General features: G+C 72.9%; 16 protein-coding genes. 2 read left to right on the top strand and 14 right to left on the bottom strand.

From position 1 onward, the window contains the following. Positions 1-16: 16 nt before the first annotated feature. From DVK07_RS06320 to btuC, 3 genes are all read right to left on the bottom strand, one after another. The gene (locus DVK07_RS06320; RefSeq protein ID WP_121596269.1) at positions 17-1,012 is read right to left on the bottom strand and encodes a class I SAM-dependent methyltransferase family protein; all 996 of its coding nucleotides are present in this window, start codon (positions 1,010-1,012) and stop codon (positions 17-19) included. Positions 1,013-1,076: 64 nt separating this feature from the next. Beyond that, positions 1,077-2,336 carry an ATP-binding cassette domain-containing protein gene (locus DVK07_RS06315; RefSeq protein ID WP_121596268.1) on the bottom strand — a complete coding sequence of 420 codons (1,260 nt, stop codon included), beginning with the start codon at positions 2,334-2,336 and terminating at the stop codon, positions 1,077-1,079. Further along, positions 2,333-3,499 carry a vitamin B12 ABC transporter permease BtuC gene (btuC, locus tag DVK07_RS06310; protein WP_121596267.1) on the bottom strand — a complete coding sequence of 389 codons (1,167 nt, stop codon included), beginning with the start codon at positions 3,497-3,499 and terminating at the stop codon, positions 2,333-2,335. The genes DVK07_RS06315 and btuC overlap by 4 nt, the downstream gene beginning before the upstream one ends. Before the next feature lie 62 nt (positions 3,500-3,561). Between btuC and DVK07_RS06305 the strand changes: the two genes are divergently transcribed. Further along, positions 3,562-4,827, top strand: a complete 1,266-nt coding sequence (locus tag DVK07_RS06305; protein ID WP_121596266.1) for a PGF-CTERM-anchored ABC transporter substrate-binding protein — start codon at positions 3,562-3,564, stop codon at positions 4,825-4,827. A gap of 48 nt (positions 4,828-4,875) precedes the next feature. Here DVK07_RS06305 and DVK07_RS06300 read toward each other — a convergent pair whose 3' ends face one another. Together DVK07_RS06300 and DVK07_RS06295 are read right to left on the bottom strand one after the other, a co-directional pair. After that, a complete protein-coding gene (locus DVK07_RS06300; protein ID WP_121596265.1) occupies positions 4,876-6,123 on the bottom strand; it encodes a pyridoxal-phosphate dependent enzyme in 1,248 nt (415 codons plus the stop codon). A 473-nt stretch (positions 6,124-6,596) separates the two neighbouring features. Beyond that, the gene (locus tag DVK07_RS06295) at positions 6,597-7,163 is read right to left on the bottom strand and encodes a hypothetical protein (protein WP_121596264.1); all 567 of its coding nucleotides are present in this window, start codon (positions 7,161-7,163) and stop codon (positions 6,597-6,599) included. A 98-nt stretch (positions 7,164-7,261) separates the two neighbouring features. Between DVK07_RS06295 and DVK07_RS06290 the strand changes: the two genes are divergently transcribed. Next, positions 7,262-8,584 carry an NAD(P)/FAD-dependent oxidoreductase gene (locus tag DVK07_RS06290; RefSeq protein ID WP_121596263.1) on the top strand — a complete coding sequence of 441 codons (1,323 nt, stop codon included), beginning with the start codon at positions 7,262-7,264 and terminating at the stop codon, positions 8,582-8,584. Positions 8,585-8,615: 31 nt separating this feature from the next. Here the strand turns inward: DVK07_RS06290 and DVK07_RS06285 are convergent, their stop codons facing one another. The 9 genes from DVK07_RS06285 to DVK07_RS06245 form a co-directional block, all read right to left on the bottom strand. Next, positions 8,616-8,798: a hypothetical protein gene (locus tag DVK07_RS06285; protein WP_121596262.1), complete on the bottom strand. Its 183-nt coding sequence runs from the start codon at positions 8,796-8,798 to the stop codon at positions 8,616-8,618. 74 nt (positions 8,799-8,872) lie between these two features. Then, entirely contained in the window at positions 8,873-10,033 is a 1,161-nt protein-coding gene (locus DVK07_RS06280; protein ID WP_121596261.1) for a thiamine pyrophosphate-dependent dehydrogenase E1 component subunit alpha, read from the bottom strand. A 22-nt stretch (positions 10,034-10,055) separates the two neighbouring features. After that, positions 10,056-10,538: a hypothetical protein gene (locus DVK07_RS06275; protein WP_121596260.1), complete on the bottom strand. Its 483-nt coding sequence runs from the start codon at positions 10,536-10,538 to the stop codon at positions 10,056-10,058. Positions 10,539-10,601: 63 nt separating this feature from the next. Continuing rightward, a complete protein-coding gene (locus DVK07_RS06270; RefSeq protein WP_121596259.1) occupies positions 10,602-11,642 on the bottom strand; it encodes an NAD(P)-dependent alcohol dehydrogenase in 1,041 nt (346 codons plus the stop codon). A 98-nt stretch (positions 11,643-11,740) separates the two neighbouring features. Continuing rightward, positions 11,741-12,514 carry a metallophosphoesterase gene (locus DVK07_RS06265; protein ID WP_121596258.1) on the bottom strand — a complete coding sequence of 258 codons (774 nt, stop codon included), beginning with the start codon at positions 12,512-12,514 and terminating at the stop codon, positions 11,741-11,743. Further along, entirely contained in the window at positions 12,511-13,281 is a 771-nt protein-coding gene (locus tag DVK07_RS06260; protein ID WP_121596257.1) for a J domain-containing protein, read from the bottom strand. The genes DVK07_RS06265 and DVK07_RS06260 overlap by 4 nt, the downstream gene beginning before the upstream one ends. 105 nt (positions 13,282-13,386) lie before the next feature. Then, positions 13,387-13,644, bottom strand: a complete 258-nt coding sequence (locus DVK07_RS06255) for an MTH865 family protein (protein WP_004598292.1) — start codon at positions 13,642-13,644, stop codon at positions 13,387-13,389. 113 nt (positions 13,645-13,757) lie between these two features. Then, positions 13,758-14,243, bottom strand: coding sequence for a DUF371 domain-containing protein (locus DVK07_RS06250; protein ID WP_121596256.1), 486 nt, complete (start codon positions 14,241-14,243; stop codon positions 13,758-13,760). A 79-nt stretch (positions 14,244-14,322) separates the two neighbouring features. Further along, positions 14,323-15,153 (bottom strand): amidohydrolase family protein, encoded by an 831-nt coding sequence (locus DVK07_RS06245; RefSeq protein ID WP_017342745.1) that lies wholly within the window; start codon positions 15,151-15,153, stop codon positions 14,323-14,325. Between the last annotated feature and the right edge of the window lie 13 nt (positions 15,154-15,166).

Below are 15,166 nucleotides of genomic sequence, written 5' to 3'. Positions count from 1 at the left end.
CGGCGCGCCCGCGGGCTCAGCCGTCGACGCGCGTCAGCCGGACGTCGAGGCAGACGTTGTACTCGTGCGGGGCGTACGACCGGACGACGCGCTCCGTCTCGACGTCGACCGCGTAGGCGTCGCCGGCCGCGGCCTCGACCGCGCGGCGCCCCGGGCCGAACGGGTCGTCCTCGTGCTGGATGTCGTAGTAGTGAACGACGCAGTCGTCGCCCGCGAGCGCGACCGCGGCGTCGAGGAACTCGTCGGCGGAGTGCGGGAGGTTCATCACGAGGCGGTCGGCCGTGTCGGCGTACTCGTCGGCGAGCTCCCGCACGTCGCCCGCGATCGCGGTCACCCTATCCGCGACGCCGTTGCGCTCGGCGTTCTCGCGGAGGTACTCGACGGCGCGCTCGTTGAGGTCGCAGGCGACCACGTCGGCGCCGCGGGACGCCAATGGGACCGCGTACGGCCCCACGCCGGCGAACATGTCGATCGCCGACTCGCCGGCCGCCGCCTGCTCGACGACGCGGTGGCGCTCGGTCGCGAGCCGCGGCGAGAAGTACACCGCGGCGACGTCGAGCGCGAACTCGTGGCCGTACTCGCGGTGGACCGTCTCGGTGCCGTTCCCGGCCAGCACGTCCCACCGCCGCACCCGGAGTTCGCCCTCGATCGGCGACGCGCGGTTGAGGACGGTGTCGCAGGGAACGTCGGAGGCCATCACGGCGTCGGCTATCTCGCGGGCGCGCTCGTCGTCGTCCTCGTCGACGATGACGATGTCGCCGAGCCGCTCCAGGGAAGGCTCGTAGCCGAGGATATCCGCGGGCGTCGTGGGTCGGTCCCGCGCTTCCGCGTCGCGCTCGACGATCCGGTCCGCGAGGTCGGCGGGCACTCGGTCGCGGCCGGAGACGGGGATGTAGATCGTCTCGTCCTCGACCGCGATCTGATGGTCGCCGTCGAGGGCGTCGGCGTCGGCGAGCCGGCTCCGGACGGTCTCGCCGCGCTCGCGGTCGACGGCGACGCAGGGGACGCTCATCGTCGGGGAGACGCGGGCGAGTGAATAAACGGTGACGCTTCGCGGGCGGCGGAACGGCGAGGGCTCACTCCCCGTCCGCGGTCGCGGCCGCGACCGCGTCGAGCAGTTCCCGACCGCCGATGTCGGACGAGACCGGAACGACCCGGTCCGCGGCCGCCGCCACCTCGGCGTTCGGCCCGTCCGCGGTCGGCCCGTCCGCGGTCGGCCCATCTGCCCCGTCGCCCGAGCGCTCGGCGCCGACCGCGAGCGTCGCGTCCGCGTCGGCCGCGAGCTCGCGGGCCGCCGCGAGCGTCGCCTCGGAGGGCGCCTCGAACGGCGGGGCCGTCACGGCGGTCGCGCCCGCGTCCGCGGCGGCGCCGGCGACCGCGTCGCCCTCGGGGACCACGCCGACCGAGGGCTCGTGGCCCGCGGCGGCCAGCCGGGCGACGACGCGCGCGGTCGGCCGCCCCCTTCCGATCACGTGGACGCGCCGACTCTCGACGTCGCTGTGCGGGAACGCCGTCACCGCGGGCGTCCCGGTCGCCGGGTCGCGGCCGACGAACGCCTCCGCGTCGAAGGCGGCGCCGACGGTCGACGCGGACAGCACCGAGTCGGGAGGGCCGGCGGCCCGGACCCCGCCGTTCGCGAGGACGACGACCTCGTCGCAGTACCGGGCCGCGGCGTCGAGGTCGTGGATCGCGGCGATCGCGCCCCGGTCGCCGTCGTCGACGAACGCGCGGACCAGTTCGAGCGTCTCGACCGCGTGGTTCACGTCGAGGCTCGCGGTCGGCTCGTCGAGGAGGAGGAGCGGGGCCGCCTGCGCCAGCGCCCGCGCGAGCAGGACGCGCTGGCGCTCCCCGCCCGAGACCTCGGTGATCGACCGGTCCGCGAAGCGCTCGACGTCGGCCGCGGCCATCGCGGCGTCGACCGCGGCGTCGTCCTCGACGCCGTGCGCGTCGAAGCGGCCGAGGTGCGGCGTCCGGCCCATCTCGACGACGTGGCGCACGCGGAAGTCGAACGCGAGGTTCGTCGCCTGCGGGACGCTCGCGACGCGGCGCCCGACTTCCTTGGCCGACAGCGACGCGGCCGGGTCGCCGCCGATCTCGACGGTCCCCGCGTCCGGCTCGACGGCACCGGTCACCGCGCGCAACACGGTGGTCTTGCCGGCGCCGTTCGGGCCGACGAGGCCGACGAGCGAGCCGGGCTCGACGCGGAGGTCGACCCCGGAGACGACGTCGAGGTCGCCGAACGAGACGGCCACGTTCGAGGCCGACAGGAGCGGCGCGTCGCCGAACGAGAGTGCCGTGTCGGGGAGCGACGAGGGGGAAGAGCGGTCGGCGCTCACAGCTCTGTCACCTCCCGGGTCACGAGCAGGTAGACGAAGAACGGCGCGCCGACCGCGGCGGTGATGATCCCGACCGGGTACTCCGCGGGCGCCGAGCGCGCGACCGTGTCGGCCGCGACGAGGAAGGTGCCGCCGGCGAGCGCCGCGGTCGGGAGCAGCACCCGGTGGTCCGGGCCGACGACGAGCCGGAGCATGTGCGGGACGATGAGCCCGACGAACCCGATCACGCCGGCGAACGCGACGCCGGCGGCCGTGACGAGCGCCGAGGCCGCGAGCAGCACGCGCTTCGTGCGCTCGACCGCGATGCCGAGCCCGCGGGCCTCCTCCTCGCCGAGCAGGAGGACGTTGAGGTCGCGGGCGTACGCGAGCAGCACGGCGAAGAGCGGCGGCACGACGGCGGCGGTGACGGCGACCTCGCTCCACGCGGCGCCGGAGAGGTGGCCCATCAGCCACGCGACGATCTGGCGGAGCGACTCGCCGGCCTGGAGCTGGAGGTACGAGACGACCGCGCCGAGGAACGTCTGGACCGCGACGCCGGCGAGGAGGAGGGTGGCGACCGGGGTCCGCCCGCCGCGCGTCGCGATCGCGTACACGCCGAAGGCGGCGACGAGCGCGCCGACGAACGCGAAGAGGCTCGTCCCCGCGCCGCGCGAGAGCGCGACCTCGACGGGGCCGAGGAGGGGGAGGGCGACCGTCGTCGAGAGCGCGGCGGGGAAGACGATGAACGCGACCGCGCCGACCGCCGCCCCCGAGGAGACGCCGATGATCGACGGGTCCGCCATCGGGTTGCGGAAGAAGCCCTGCATCACCGTGCCGGCGGCCGCGAGCGCGAACCCGACGAGCGCGGCGAGCAGGATCCGCGGGAGCCGCACGCCCACCACGATCTGCTGGTGGACGGAGTCGACGGGGAACGAGAACGGCGACGCGAACGCGAGGTCGACGCCCGGGATCGTGAGGGGGCCGACGCCGGGTATCGGCAGCGGGCCGACGCCGCCCGCGCTCGTCTCGATCCCCGCCGGCACCGCGACCGCGTTCAACACCGACTTCATCACTGTCTCCGGCGGGATTCGAACCGGTCCGATCGCGGCGCTGCCGACGACGACGACAGCGAGCAGCGCGGCTCCCGCCGCCGACCACGCCGCCGACCGAACCCATGGCCGCATGCGTACTCCAACACAACTTGTAGTAGGTAAATACTTATTGGACGAAGACGGTCGTCGATGCGATGCGAAACAGCTTCGCGATCGCGACGGCCGTGCTGGTGACGACCGCCCTGATCGGCGGCGTCGCCGGGACCGCGGCGGGCGCACAGCCGACGATATCGACCGACGGACCGACCGCGGGCGCGCAATCGACGGCGGGCGCGGGGCCGGCGGTCGGCGCCGCGAGCGCGACGGGGACCGGACCCGCACAGACCGACGGCGCCTGCGGGTTCCCGTTCAACGCGACCGACGCCACCGGAGAGACGGTGACGCTGGAGGAGCGGCCCGACCGGATCACGACGATCAGTCCGTCCGCCGCGCAGACGCTGTGGGAGCTCGGCGAGCAGGACCGCGTCGTCGGCGTGAGCCGGTTCGCCTTCTATCTCGACGGCGCCGAGGAGCGCGCGAACGTCTCCGCCTCGTTCGGCGCGAGCGTCGAGCGCGTCGTCGACACCGAGCCCGACCTCGTGCTGGCGCCGAACTCCTCGGCGGCCGACGTCGAGCCGCTCCGCGAGCAGGGGCTGACCGTCTACCACTTCCCGGCGGCGACGAGCATCGACGACATCGCCGAGAAGACGGAGACGATCGGTCGGCTCGTCGGCGCGTGCGGCGCCGCCGCGGAGACCAACGAGGAGATGAACGACGCGGTCGCGGCGGCCGAGGAGCGGACGAGCGGCGTCGACCGGCCGACCGCCCTCTACCCGCTCGGCGGCGGCTACGTAGCGGCGAACGACACCTTCATCGACGCGATCATGACCGCGAGCGGGACCGACAACGCCGCCGCGGAGTACCGGGCGTACCCGCAGCTCTCCGACGAGGTGACCCTCCAGACGGACCCCGAGCTGATCCTGGTCACCGACCCCGAGGCCGCGATCCTCGAACAGGAGCCGTACGCCAGCACGACGGCGGGCGCCGAGGACAGCTACGTGGTGATGAACGCGGACTACCTCAACCAGCCGGCGCCGCGCAGCGTGATCGAGTCGACGACGACGCTGTCGAACGCGGTGGTCGAGCTACAGGAGGAGGGCAGCGAGTCGACAGGGGGCGCGGGCGACGGCTCGACCGACGGCGACTCCTCGGAGGACGGCGACTCGTCGGGAGACGGGGAGTCGTCGGAGGACGACACGTCCGACGGTTCCGACGACGGCTCGTCGACCGACGGCGCGGACGGGAACGCGAGCGACGGCGACGGAAGCGACGAGAACACGGGCGACTCGGCGCCCGGGTTCGGCGTCGTCGCGGCCGCGCTCGCGCTGCTCGCGACCGGGCTGCTCGCGCGGCGCGACTGAGTCGACCCCGTCTCGGATTCGACCCCGGCCCGGATCGGCGGTTTCCTTTTAAATACCCTGGCCCATCAGGTGGCTGCGCAGGATGTCCGGCGTCTTCAGGCCGGCGTCGCTGTTGAGCAGGACGACGGTCTCGTCGCCGTCGAAGAAGTCCTCCTCGGAGAGCGCCCACGCGCCGGCGGGGGCCGCGCCGCCCGCCGCGCCCATCTCGACGACCTCGTTCTGCGCCACGGCGACCGCGCTCGCCAAGATGTCGTCGTCGTCGACGCCGACCGCGGTCCCGCCGCTCTCGGTCACCGCCTCGACAGCAGCGGCGCCGCCCGCGGGGTCGGGGATCTCCAGCTCGCCGCAGATGGTGTCGGGCGTCTCCCACGGCTCCGGTTCGTCGAGCCCGCGCTCGACCGCGGCCGCGATCGGGGCGCAGCCCGACGCCTGCGCGGCGACCACCTTCGGGGTGCCGTCGATCGCGCCGACCCGCTCCAGCTCCGAGAATCCCTTATAAACGCCGGCGACGACCTCGCCGGAGCCGGTCGGGACGACGACGACGTCGGGGGCGTCGCCGAGGTCGGCGACGAGCTCGAAGGCGACCGTCTTCGCGCCCTCGTGGCGGTACGGCGTCGCGAACTCGCCGAGGTCGGTGTAGTCGGTCTCAAGCTGCTCGTCGACCGCCGCGGCCGCGTCCGGGAAGCGCCCGCCGACCACGCGCATCTCGCCGCCGTGGACGTTCGTCATCGACTTGTTCGAGAAGGCGCACCGCGAGGGGACGAACGCGTACGAGCGCAGGTCCGCCCGGCCCGCGTACGCCGCCATCGACTGGCCGGCGTTGCCCGGGCTCGCGCAGACGAGCGGCTCCACGTCGGCGCCGTCCGCGGCCCGCTTCGCGGTCGCGGTCACGGCGAGCGAGAGGCCGCGGTCGAGGACGGTCCCCGTGGGGTTCCGGCCCTCGTCTTTGACGTAGACCGCGTCGACGTCGAGCTCCTCGGCGAGCCGCTCGGTGGCCACGAGCGGCGTCCCGCCCTCGCCCGCGGTGAGCGCGTCTTCGGCCGGGAAGGGGAGGAGCGCGTCGAAGCGCCAGTGGCCGCGGGCGGTCGCGGGCGCGCTCCGGGCGTCGCCGCTTCCGCCCCGGGCCGCGGGGTCGAACAGGTCGTCCGGGTCGACCGCGTCGTAGTCGTACACCGGATCGAGGCCGCGCGCCCGCTCGTCGGCGTCGATCGCGGCCGCGTCGGCGGTCTCGTGGACGCGTCCCGACGCCCGACTTTTTAAACCCCGAAACGCCGGCGTGGTCTCGAAATCAGCCATACCGAACGTTGCGGCGGCGGCGACTAATCGCTTCGCACTCGGCGACGGATCACCGTTGACTGACACCCCGAATCATGCGGTGGCGCGTGCCGACGAGCGCCCGACAGGGCGCGAGTCGCACGCGCGAGGGAGTCGGCCGACCGGAGGGAGGCCGACGAGGCTGGGGAGGCGTGAGGCCGCGGTGCTGTGCGGGGCGGGACTCGAAGGGGCAGCCGGGAGGCGGGCGCAGGCGACGCAAGCACCGCAACGCGGGAGCGAACGCAGTGAGCGACCGAGTGAGGAGCGCAGCGAGCGTGCGCCCGCCTCCCGGCTGGGGCTTCGATGGCGTTCGTGTCGGCCGTCGGTTTATAAGCGACTACGTACGGCCGAGCGGCTGGGGCTTCGGTGGCGTTCGCGTCGCTTCGCGATTTATAAACGCCTGAGTTCGACACCGCGACACAGTTGAATCCGGACCGCTCACCGGCTCCGGAATTTCACCACTGCGAGGAGGGTGGCAGTCGGAAGAGCGCGATCAACCGACTGACCGCGTACACCGCGGCGTACAGGAACGCAGACGAGGGCGCCGCGACGAGGAGCGCGAGGTACGTCCCGAACGTGACGGTCCCGCCGATCGCTCGGAACCAGCCCGTCTGACTCACGGCTCGAAGCCGACCCCATCGGTACGTGAGAACCGTCATCCCGCCGCCGAGCAGCGCCCCGGCGACGACGGCGACGAGAACGGACGTACCCGGGGACCGGAGGGACGCGCCGACAGTCGAGAGAGACTCGACTCGGCCCGAGACGACGGCCAAGACCGCGAACGCGAGCAGCGCCGCCCCGAGTTGCGCGAGGTCGGGAGCGCGCGCGTCGAGAACGCCCTCGGACCGCGTGGCGTCCGGGTCGAACAGCCGGTCCGACAGCCCGAATCCGGCCAGTCCGAACAGGACGACCGGCACGCCGAGCGCGGCGCTCGCGCCCGCGTTCGACCCGTCGACGGACAGCCAGACGCCGAGCGGGACGAGGGCGAGGGACAGCCACCGACCGAACGCGACTCGATCCACGCGTAAAACTCGCGCGGCCCCGGCAAAAGCGTGGTCACCGCGACGTCCGCGAGCCGATCCCGCGGCCGCTTATAAACCCGCGACCCGATACTCGACGTATGAACGGAGACGCCACGGTCGTCGGCGGCGGACTGGCGGGGCTGGTCGCGGCGACGCGGCTCGCCGAGGCGGGCGCGGACGTGACGCTGTACGAGCGACGCCCCGAGGTCGGCGGGCGCGTGCGGACGGAGACGGTCGACGGCTTCACCCTCGACCGCGGCTTCCAGGTCCTCTTCTCCAGCTACCCCGCCGTCGCGCGCGAACTGGGCGCCGACGGGCTCGACGCCCTCGACCTCCGGACGTTCGCGCCCGGTGCAACGATCTGCCGACCGGGCTCGCGCTCGACGCTCGGGGACCCGCTCCGCGACCCGCTGTCCGCGCTCCCCTCACTCCTGAACGACGGGGTCTCCTTCTCCGACAAGCTCCGGACGCTCGCGCTCCGGTACGACCTCGCGAACCGCGACGAGGACGAGTTCTTCGTCGGCCCCGACGCCTCGATCCGCGAGTACCTCCGCGACTGGGGGTTCGCCGACGACTACGTCGAGAACTTCGTCGAGCCGTTCTACGGCGGGATCACCCTTGATCGAACCCTGTCGACCTCGAAGCACGTCTTCGAGTACACGTTCCGCGCGATGGGCCGCGGGTCGATCGGCGTCCCCGCCGAGGGGATGGCCGCGCTCCCCGCCGCGCTCGCCGACCGCGCCCGCGAGGCCGGGGTCGAAATCCACACCGGCGAGGACGTGGAGGCCGTCCGGATCGCGGGACAGGGCCGGATCCCCTTCCGGTCCGGCTCCGCCGACGCCGACGGCGCCACCGTCGAACTCGCGGACGGCTCGACCCGCGAGACGGACGCCGTCGTCGTCGCGGCCTCCCCGCCCGAGGCCCGGCGACTCACGGGCGTCGAGTCGGTTCCCACGGAGGGCGTCCCGAACGTCACCGGCTGGTACGCGCTCCCCGCGGGCGAGTCGTTCGAGACGGGCGAGCGCATCCTGCTCAACGCCGCGAGCGAGTCGCCCAACGCCGTGGTCCCGATGTCCGAGGTCGCGCCAGAGTACGCTCCGGACGACCGCGCGCTGCTCGCGGCGACGTTCCTCGGCGAGGACGCGCTCGACCGCAACGCCGAGGCCCTCCGCGACGACGTCCGCGACGCCCTCGACGCGTGGTTCCCCGAGCGCGACTTCTCCGGGCTGGAGACGCTCGACGTCCACCGTATCCGGTTCGCGCAGTTCGCGCAGCCGCCCGGGATTCACGCCGATCTCCCGGACGTCGACGACCCCGACGGACCGGTGACGCTCGCCGGCGACTACACGGAGTGGTCGTCGATTCAGGGCGCCCTAGAGAGCGGACGGAAGGCGGCCGACGCGGCGGCCGACCACCTGTAACCGGAACGGGCCGCACCGTGCCGTGCGCGTCTCACGGCGGCGCGCCGGACCGCCGTCCCCGGACGAACCCGTACCCGAGGAGCGCGGCGAGGACGGCGACCCCCACCGTGATCTCCCTCGCGTACCGGAACCCGATCCCGAACAGGAGGAGCGCGTTCGTCGCCAGCAGGAGGAGGATCGCGTCGAGGCGGCTCCGGAGGGCGGCGTCGTTCATGCGGGCACACTTCCCGGCGGACCAATAGGCGTGCTGGTCCTCGGACCGCGGGCGGCACCGCCTCGCGGTCGACGCTACTCCTCGCGGAGGAACGCGTCCTCGCCGTGCTCCTCGACGGCCGCGAGCAGGTCGTCGCGCTGGCGGCGGACCTCGGACGGGAGCTCGGCGTACGCGTGCTCGAACATGTCGCTCGGCTCGGCCTCGATCGACTCCGCGAAATCGATCGCGTCGGCGACGACGTCGTCCGCCTCGTCGCGAATCGCCGCGACCCCCTCGTCGTCGATCCGCCCGGTCTCGCGGAGGAACGCCTCCATCCGGTCGAGCGGGTCGAGCGCGCGCCACGGGTCCACGTCGTCGGGGTCGCGGTAGGCGGTCGGGTCGTCGGCGGTCGTGTGCGCGCCGAAGCGGTACTCGACGAACTCGATGAGGACGGGGCGGGGGTGATCGGTGTCGGTCTCAGAACTGGGACCCCGCGCGCGCTCGGCCGATTCCCGCGTGACCGCGTAGCTCGCGAGCGGGTCCATCCCGTCGACGCGGACGCCGTCGAAGCCGTAGGCGCTCGCCTTCTGGGCGAACGTCGCGCTCGCGGTCTGTCGCTCCCTCGGAATCGAGATGGCCCAGCCGTTGTTGTGACAGCAGAATATCGTCGGCGTGTCGAAGACGCCCGCGAAGTTCATCGCCTCGTGGAAGTCGCCCTCGCTCGTCGCGCCGTCGCCGAAGTGACAGGCGACGACCCGGTCCTCGTCGCGGTAGTCGAACGCCCACGCGGCGCCGACCGCGTGCGGGAGGTGCGCCGCGATCCCGATGTTCAACGGGAAGACGTTGCCCTCGGCGATCGCCTCCGTCCCGGACTCGTGGCCCATCCAGTACGGGAGGTACTCCGAGAGCAGATCGCGGACGACGACCGCCCCGTGCTCGCGGTACTGGTAGCTGATCAGGTCGTCGGCCGCGAGCGCGTGCGTCGAACCGACCGCCGACCCTTCTTGGCCCGCGCAGGGCGCGTACGTCCCGATCCGCCCCTGTCGCTGGAGGCTCACCGCGCGCTCGTCGAACCGCCGCGTGGTGACCAAGTCGCGGTAGATCGCGCGGAACCGTTCGTCCGACAGGTCCGGGACCGTCGCGTCCGGCAGGGGAGTGCCGTCCGGTCCCAGAACGCGGTAGACGTCCTCGTCGGCGAGGGGATCGGTCGCGTCGTCGCGGCCGGACGCGTCGGCGTCGGCGCCGTTCTCGTCCATGGGCGAAGGATGTGGGCCGGCGTCACAAGGAGTTAGCGGTCGCGGGGCCGTCGGACGCCCCTCGGCTCCGCCGGCGGACGTACGTGATCGGGAGGCCGACGACGGCGCCCGCGACGGCGACCGCGGCGAACACGAACCCGACGAGCAGCCGCACGGGACCCGCCGCGAGCATCTCCGGGCTCCAGACGGAGACGAACCGGGCGGTCCAGAGGATTCCGGTGACGAGCGCCGTGAGCAGGCCGAACGCGGCCCCCCGGAGGTACGTGACCGTCCCGCGGCGCTCGACGAGCGCCCACCAGACGATGGCGCCGGCGAACAGCGCCGGGGCCGCGAGGATCGGCACGACGAGCGCGGTCGGAAGGCCGATCACCTCGCCGAAGAGGTCGAGCACGGTGGAGAGCAGGGAGGCGGTGAACGCGGCACAACAGAACGCGTAGGCGCCGGCGAAGAGCGACCAGCGTCGAGAAGAGCGCGCACCGGTCGCGGACGGGGGAGAACTGTCCATACCCCGACATCACCCACGCCGGCTAAAGCTCTTGCCGTGGGTGAAACGCCGGCTTGTCCCTTCTCAGGGCGTGATGACGGCGCGTCCGTCGATCTCGCGGTGTTCGAGCTTCTCGGCGACCGCGTTGATCTCGCCGAGATCGTACCGGCTGGTGTGGAGGTCGACGTCGCCCTGCTCGACGAGCGCGACGAGCTCCTGGAGCTCGGCGTACCGGCCGACGATGTTGCCGACGAAGGAGAACTCGCCGTTCACCAGCGCCTGCGACGGCTCGTGGACGTGGCCGCCGTAGCCGATGATGTGGTGGTCGCCGCCGACGGCGGTGATATCGGGGGCGTACGAGGTCGTCACGTCCTCGCCGACGAAGTCGAGCACCTGCGCCGCGCCCGTGCCGTCCGTGATCGCCTCGATCTCTTCCGCGACGTCGTCCTCGCCGGGATTGATCAGGTGGTCGGCGCCGTAGCCGTCGGCCAGATTCAGCGCCGACTCCTTCAGGTCGACCGCGGTGACCCGGGCCGCGCTCATCGCGTCGAGACACTGGAGGCCGATGTGCCCGAGGCCGCCGACGCCGATGACGACCGCGTGGTCGCCGGGGTTCAGGTCGGCGACCGCCTTCTTCGCGGCGTGGTAGGCGGTGATGCCGGCGTCCGCGTGGGGCGCGATGTCGATCGGCTCGACCCCGGACGGGAGCGGGATCACCGAGCGCTCGCTGGTGTGGAGGTACTCGGCGAAGCCGCCGTCGGTGGTGAGCCCGTTGAACGCGTCGTTCTCGCAGTACATCGTCTCGCCGAGCCGGCAGGGGCGACACGTGCCGCAGGTCTGGACCGGGTGACAGATCACCGGGTCGCCGGGCGAGACCAGATCCACGTTATCGCCGGTCTCGACGACGGTGCCGGCGTTCTCGTGGCCCAAGGTCATCGGGAGCTCCTGCGGGACGTACTCGGCCCACATCCCCTCGATGATGTGGTTGTCAGTCTGACACCACCCCGCGCCCTCGACCTCGACTATCACGTCGTCCGGCCCCGTCGCCGCCGGCCGGTCTACCTCGTCGATGGTGAGCCCCTCGCTCATGTCGTCGGTGTACTCGTGGAGTCTGGCTGCTCGCATGTGTGAGAGACTCGCGCGGAATTCACATAAACGTTCGTTACGAACTCCGTCGTCGGGCCGCGAATACCGGAGCCGCGAGTCGGTCCCGAGAGAGAGGGTCACAGCAGCCGGTCGAACGCGCCCAGCGGCGGGAACCGGAGCGGTTCCCCGCGATCCGGGTCGTACACGGTCGGGGCGAGCGCGGCCGCGTCGGTGACGAGCGGCGTGTCGAGGCCCGCGGTCGCCGCGTCGTTGACCGGGACGCCGGCGGCGAGCCGGGTGAACGCGGGCAACACGAGGAGGTCGGCGCCGCGGTAGGTCCCCTCGCCGCGGAGGACGCAGGGGCGGCGGTCGCCCTCGATCTCGATCGTCGGGTGGACGTGGCCGATCACGTACCGGTCCGCCGCCGTCGACGGCGCCTCGTGGCCGTGGCAGACGACGGTCCGCGGCCGGCCGGCGGCGTCGTCGTCGGAGCCGTCGCCCTCGTTCAGGACCAGTTCCTCGCGGACCGGACCGTCCCACGCGTTCGCGAGCGCGGCGTCGTGGTTCCCAGCGGCGAGTTCGAGGGCGGCGCCGCTCGCCTCGCAGCGGTCGCGGAGCGCGTTCAGGGTCCCGAGCGCCCGGTCGGTGACCCGGTCGAAGGTGTGGGCCGCGTCGCCGGCGACGACGACCGTTCCGGGGTCGAACCGGTCGAGGAGCGCCCCGAGCCGGTCGACGAGGTCGGCGCGCTCGCCGAGCGGGAGCGAGACGGCGGAGGCCTCGCCCCGGCCCGCGTGGAGGTCGGCGACGACGAGCGCGTCGGCGTCCGAGAGGTACACGGCGCGCTCCGCGAACGAGACGTCGGAGAACCCGGTCCCGTCGTCGGCCTCGACGTCGGCGCCCACTCTCGTCACCGCCCGTACCCGGTCGAGCGCTCGCGGCGGCGGTCCGCGTCCCGGTCGGCCGGACCGCCGTCGACGTGGTTGCGGGCGGTCGCGTACGCCTCGCGGACGCGCCGGAACGACTCCTCGTCGCCGCCCTGATCGGGGTGCGTCTCCTTGACGCGCTCGCGGTAGGCGCCCTTCACCGCGTCGAGGTCTGCGTCGCGCGAGACGCCGAGCTCGTCGAAGGCGTCGCCGACGGGGTCGGCGCGGCCGGCGCGGCCGCCCGGCCGTGAGGGGCCGGTCGAGCGGCCGGTGGCGGAGCGGGCACCGCCGAAGTGGCCGCCGCCGAACCGACCGGTGCGGTCGCCCCCCGAACCGGACTCGTCGGTCGCCCAGTCGGGCTCGTCGACGTCGAACGGGAGCCGGCGGCCGAGCCCGCGGCCCGGCATCTCGTGTTCGCAGAGGACGGTGTAGACGCCCTCGCCCTCTAAGCGGAAGTAGTCGTGCGCGTCGAAGGTGATGGCGACGCCGCGCTCCGGGAGGTAGAAGGGAACGGAGACGTCGTCGAAGGCGTGGTCCTCCGCGAACCGCTCGCCGGCCGCGGTCAGGTACGTCCGGATCTCGCGGCGGCGGCGCTCGTCGCCGGCGGCGCCGCGGCGACCGGCCGACGCGGCCGGAGCCGGCACGAACCGGTCGCCGAGGTAGAAGGCGAGCGCGACCACCCCGGTGGCGGCGATCCCGAGGCCGATCCCCCAGAGGACCCACCGCGGCACCAGCGTCGTGAGCTCGGCGAACACACCCGCCGTAGCGGCTCCGCGGTAATCAACCTCCCGCCGGCGCGTCGGCTGCGGAACCGAAAAGCGCGGAGCGTCGACAGAAAAGTCTCGTATCGGTCGACCGTCTCAGATCATTCCCTTCGCTTCGAGCCCGTCGAGGATGTCGTCGACGAGCTCCTCGGCGGTGTCGTAGGGGAACTCCTGTTCGCTGCCGAGCTTCGCCGCCATCTCCATCGCGGTGAAGCTCACGTCGCCGGCCTCGAACTTCGTCGCCGGGCCGTCCGGCAGCGCGGGGACGAGGTCCATCTGGTTCTCGACGGGGAAGTCTGCGCCGCCGAACGCCTCTAAGAACTGTTCGCGGAGTTCCGCTTTCACGTCGCTCATACACAGTTCATCCCGCGAGCCCCGCAAAAGGGTTGCGGAACAACGATGAACTCATTTAGGGTTGTAAGATTTCGTGACGGCGGTTGGCGACTGAGGCGGTTCCGCCGTGGCAGTTACTCGCCGGGCTCGACCGCCAACCGGAGCGTGAGGTCCGCACCGTCGGCCAGCGCGGCGACGAGGTCGCCGTCGAGGTCGGCGGCCGCGCCGTCGCCGTCGACGAGTATCGTGCGCTCGTCGTCCGTGTAGTCGCTCGTCCGGCCGACCATCGAACGGTCGTCGAGCAGCGCGAGGTCGGGATCGCCGCGGCCGGTGACCGTCTCCTCGAACGTCTCGTCGCCGGCGTCGACGACGAGCGTCGCCTCGATCGTCGCGTCCGCGTCCCGGCACGCCTCGCGGAACTCGGGGGTGAAGTCTCGCGGGGTCCGGTCGGCCTCGACGCCGACGATACAGTCGCCGGCGGGGGTGAGCCAGTCGTCGGTCGTGAGTTCGAACGTGCTCGCGTGTTCGGCGGTGACGTTCTCGTGGCCGACCGCGCGGACGACCTCGGCGTGGGGGTCGTCGGCGCCGGTCCGCGGGGCGTCTGCGTCCTCGTCGCTCATTGCTGGCGGTCGGCGGCGACGCGACAAGTGGCCGTCGCTTCGGCGCCGAGAGGCGGTTCGCGGGCGGCGGTCACCGCCGTCAGACGTCCGCACCCTCGGCGAGCGCGGGGACGAGGCGGGCGGGGTTCTTCGCCAGCACGCGGGCCATCAGGTCCTCGGAGACGTCGAGGGTGAGCACCTCCATCACGCCGACGTTGGGGTGGACGTCGGGCGCGCCGGAGCCGAAGAGGACGCGGTCGGGGTGTTCCAACACGCCGCGTTCGAGCACCTCGCGGTACCGCACCGCGCTCGTGTCGACGTACAGCCGGTCGTACTCGTCGAGCAGGTCGAGCGTCTCGTTCATCAGCTCGGCGTCTAAGGGGTAGCCCCCGAAGCTCCCTAACACGACCGGGAGGTCGTAGCCGAGCAGCTCCGTCTCGACGGCCTCGGGCGGGAACTCCCGGCCCGCGTGGACGAAGAGGGGGAGGTCGGCGTCCTCCAGCCGAGCCAGCACGTCCTCGTTCGGGAGGCCGTCGACGTGGGGCGCCAGCGTGAACCCGTGGAAGCGGTCGTCGTAGGAGTACTGCTCGACGTCGTCCGGTCGGGTGTGGTGGTCGTCGCGCTCGGCGCGGAGGTTCCGGACGACCGACACCGCGCCAGTTCCCGGGTCGCGGGGGCCGTTGAGGCGGGCGAACGCGACGAACGGGCGGTCGATCGACAGGCGCGCGACCGCGTTGTTCGCCCGGAGGTAGCTCCGCCCGGCGGCGCGCTGGCCGGGGCTCGCGACCGCGCGGACGATCCCCGCCTGGAGCATCTCGCGTTCCAGCCGCTCCGGCGAGATGTCTCGTCCGTGGGTGGCGACCGACGACTCGTCGGGGTCGAGGGTCGCGCGGGTGTCGACGATCCGGAAGTCGTGTTCGAGCCCGAGCATGGCCGCTCTCTGT

Source organism: Halorubrum sp. Atlit-26R (genome assembly GCF_003666015.1).
GTDB lineage: Archaea > Halobacteriota > Halobacteria > Halobacteriales > Haloferacaceae > Halorubrum.
Note: the sequence above shows the minus strand (reverse complement) of the source record. Positions and strands in the feature narration are given on the sequence as shown.